Annotated in this window: 2 protein-coding genes; one reads left to right on the forward strand and one right to left on the reverse strand. The window is 70.8% G+C overall.

Features of this window, described 5'->3' with window-relative positions; genetic code table 11:
• Nucleotides 1-356: 356 nt before the first annotated feature.
• Nucleotides 357-1421, reverse strand: coding sequence for a hypothetical protein (locus ACFUJR_RS06845; RefSeq protein WP_383181266.1), 1065 nt, complete (start codon nucleotides 1419-1421; stop codon nucleotides 357-359).
• 252 nt (nucleotides 1422-1673) lie between these two features.
• Here ACFUJR_RS06845 and ACFUJR_RS06850 point away from each other — a divergent pair, with 252 nt between their 5' ends.
• A complete protein-coding gene (locus ACFUJR_RS06850; protein ID WP_383181269.1) occupies nucleotides 1674-4040 on the forward strand; it encodes a collagenase in 2367 nt (788 codons plus the stop codon).
• The last annotated feature ends 81 nt before the right edge of the window (nucleotides 4041-4121 follow it).

Raw genomic sequence — 4121 nt, forward strand, 5'->3', positions numbered from 1 at the left:
AGAAAACCCCTCTCCCCGCTCTTCGCGGTTGTGTTTTTCTTCCCCCCCCCCCTGTCTCCCCCCCCCCCCTTCCCTTTCCCCCCGCGGCTCTTTGTGAACGCGCTGATGGCGCCCCAAGTGCGCCGCCTCACGGGCCCGTTGACCTGTCCTCGGGCGAGTACACGGTGATCGCGGCGGGGTGTCCGCCGGTCGCGACCGTGCCGCAGGTCGCGGGCGGAGGAGGCACCGCACGCGACCTCCGGCTCGGTCGCGAGGACTGACGGCCGTCCCCTGGGCGACCCCGCGCGCACAAGGGCGTCGCCCCCTCCGAGACGGTCGGAGGGGGCGACGCCCTTGACTCTGCCGGGGGCAGGGGGTCAGGAGGCGGCGGTCGCCCTGCGGAGGGTGTCGATGCAGGTGCCGATGGCCGTCTGGAGGGCTTCGAGGCGCTGGAGCATGTCGTCCTCGACGACGTCCTCCTCCAGGACCTCGTCGAGTGTCAGCTCCTCGAAGACCTTCGTCGCCTTCTGCAGGCTGTTGTAGAACTTCGTACGGCGTTCCTGGACGCGCAGTTCGGGATCCGCCTCGACGGCCTCGGCGACCATCTCCTTCACCGCGTCGTAGGCCTCACCGGCCCACTCGCCCGCGCCCTCGGCGTCGTCGAGCTCGTCGATCAGGGAGAGGTGCCGCTCGGCCTCGGCGCGCAGCGCGGGCGGCGCCTCGACCGTCTGTCCCGCGGGCGTCCTGATCCGGCCCTTCTCCGCGATCTGCCGGACGTACGCGATCCGGTCGGCCGCCTTGGCCTCCCCGGCCACGGCCTTCTTCAGCTCGTCGGTCCGCACGATGGCGCGGGCCATCCCGGTCTGCAGTGCCGGGTCCTCCTTCATCCGGTCGAGCAGCGCGCCGCGCGCGGCCTCGGCCGTGCCGGGGTCGGCGAGGATCGCGGCCCGCAGGGCGGTGGGGTTCTCGGCGACCTCCAGCGCCTTCGTCGGCCGGATGCCCTCGGCCTCGGCGGCGGCGGTGATCGCGTGACCGCGCACGGAGGTGGCGCCGGAGCGGGAGGAGTAGTACGACAGCCAGGCGTCGGCCTCGGGAAGCTCGATGTCCTCGCCCGGGACCAGCGCCTCGAACTGCGGGACGAGCCCGTCGTCGGCGGCCATGTCCCAGGCCTTGTAGTACCGCATGACGCGCTCGGGCGAGCACTCCGCCAGCTCGGCGAAGGCCTTCGCCGACACCTTCGCGCCGGAGTCACCGGTCTCGTCCGCCGCCTGGCCGCCGGGCCTGACGCTGCGCGCCACCTTCAGCGCGAACGCCCAGCCGCCGGTGCGGGCGTAGGCCCCGAACTCGCGTGCGTCCCTGACCACGGCGTCGGGCACGTCCTGGACGACGAAGTCCGTCGTCCAGGCCTCGGGGGCTGCTTCGGCGGCGATCGCGGTGGTCACGCGGGGTCTCCTGACGACACGGGGGCGGGATCCGACAAGCGTATACGCATGCGCAGGGGGGATTTGACCCGGTTCGCGCCCGGGGTCCGGCGGGAGGAGGCCGCAAACTCATGGGACCGGAGGGGTTGTCAGTGCAATTTCACATTACTATGTTACAGCGCACACGGCACGGTGAACCTCCGTCAAATTCCGTGCGAACCACAACAGTTCCGGCTCCACCCCCACAGCCACCCCCTCACCGCAGGAGTTCTGTTGTCCATCCACAGACACGTGCGCTCGTCCCTGCTCGCCTCCGCGATAGCGGTCACCCTCCTGGCCTCCGCCGGCCAGACCGCCGTCTCCGCGGCAGGTACGGACTCCCCGCCCATCCCCGTCCCCGCCCCGGCCCGGGCGCTCGGCGCGGCCGCGCCCCAGGCCGGACAGGGCGCCAACCCCTTCGACGAGGTCGAGCACCTCGCCACCGCCCCGCGCCGGACCTTCGGACCCGCGCCCGCTCCCGGCGGCCTCGCCGCCGGCCGCGTCCCCGGCCGGGCGCCGGCCGACACCCCCGCGCGTGCCAGGGCCACAGCCGTCACCACCGTCACCGCGGCCGGAGTCCCCTGCACGCTCGACGGGATCACGGGCCTCGCCCCCGAGGCGTTCGCCGACTTCCTCGCCGACCCGGCCGTCACCGCCGACGGCTGTCTGCGCGGCCTCGTCTGGACCTGGGACGCCCGGCTCACACCCGTCATGTCCGACGCCCATGTGCAGGCCGTCTCCCGCCGGATATCCAGCCTGGCCGCCTCCCACGACGGCCGGAACTCCTCCCACCTGGAGGAGATGTTCACCTACCTGCACGCGGTCGCCTACCACGACTTCTCACGCGACGAGATCGACGTCACCGACGCCCCGACCGTCGACGCCATGCGCCGGGGCATCGCCGACTTCGGTGGCGCCGCCCGTACCTTCGACGTCACCCCGAGCAACGCCCGTACCCTGCGCGAGGCCCTCTACGCCGCCAGCGCCCCGGGCCTGCGCCACCACCAGCTCGCCCTGATCAAGAACGTGCTGGCCACCATGGGACCCGACCGCCCGGCCACCCACCAGGACGCCGGTTGGGCGGGCGCCGCACTCGCCGCCCTCTCCGTCAACTACCTCGGCGTCTATCCGGGCAACCAGGACACCGCCTTCCACACGGCCGCGGCCGCCGACCCCGCCTACCGGGCCGCCTTCAGGGCCTTCGCCGGGTACACCCACCTCAAGGGCGGGGCCAACGCCTGGGTGACCCGCGACGCGCTCAGCGAGTACGGCCGGTTCGGCCAGATCGAGGGGCTGAGGGACGCCGTCGTCGCCGACCTCGGCGGCCTCCTCGGTCCGGTCCGCAACGACTGGGGCGCCGGCAGCGCGCCCTGGGCCACCCTCGTCTCCTGGCTCAACTTCTACGAGGCGTGCAAGCCGTACGGCGTGTGCAAGGAGGACATCGAGAAGCAGATCTTCCCCTACACGTACACCTACGACAACGGGGCGATCAAGGTCCGCACCGGCCTCGACCGCGCCACCGTCGACCAGCTGTACTACGCGAGCAAGCAGGTCAAGGCCCAGTACCACAGGGTCCTCGGAACCGAGCAGCCGCTCGCAGGCGACCCCAACACCTCGCTGAACATCGTGCTGTACGGCTCGCGCGCCGACTACGAGAACTACCACCCGGTCCTCACCGGGATGGACACCAACAACGGCGGCATCTACATCGAGCGGGGCGCCACCTTCTACACGTACCAGCGCCGCGTGCCGCAGGACTCCTCCCTCACCCTCGAGGAACTGTTCCGGCACGAGTACGTCCACTACCTCAACGGCCGGTTCGCCGTCCCCGGCTTCTTCGGCGAGGGACCCTGGTACGAGGGCGACCGTACGACCGCGATGGACGAGGGAACAGCCGAGTTCTTCGACGGAGCGACCCGCGACAACGGCATCGCCGTCCGTAAGTCGCTCGTGCGCAGCATCATCGGCGACACCGCGGGCGGCAAGCCGCGGATGAACGTGGAGCAGATCCTCAACGCCACCTACGACGGCGACGGCTTCCGCTTCTACAGTTACGCCGGCACGTTCTTCGAGTACCTGTGGACCGAGAAGCCCTCGCTGCTCCGCGAGATGTACACCCACCTGCGCAACAACGACGTCCAGGCGTACGACTCCTGGCGTCACCGGATGGGCGCGGACACCTACGTCCAGCGCGGCTACGACCGCTTCCTCGACGCGCAGATCGCCAAGGTCGACGACCTCTACGTCCCGAACACCACCTACACGCCCAACGACCGGCTGCGCGACTCCACGCTCGCCGGCGTCAAGTCCTCCTTCGCCACCGCCACGTACAACACGCCCGACTGCGTGGAGAACGGCGACCCGGGCAAGCGCCGGTTCACCTGCACCGGCCGGATCACGGCCAACCTCACCAAGTGGTACAGCGACGACCAGAACTTCAAGGACATGTCCGAGACGGTCGACTACTTCCTCCTCGACCGTGCCGGTGCGGCCTCCACCAACCTGGCCGACATGAACTGCAGCTTCGGACCCGTGGAGATCTGGTCCAACAAGGTCGCCGGAACGTCGAGCTACAGCTGTGAGGGCCCGCTGCGCAGCTGACCCCGCCCCAGCCAGGTGCCCCGGACCCCCGCGGAACCAGGGGGAGGGGGAAAGGGGTGTTCTCCCTCGGGACTTGGGGGA

The sequence above is a fragment of the Streptomyces sp. NPDC057271 genome, assembly GCF_042668715.1.
GTDB lineage: Bacteria > Actinomycetota > Actinomycetes > Streptomycetales > Streptomycetaceae > Streptomyces.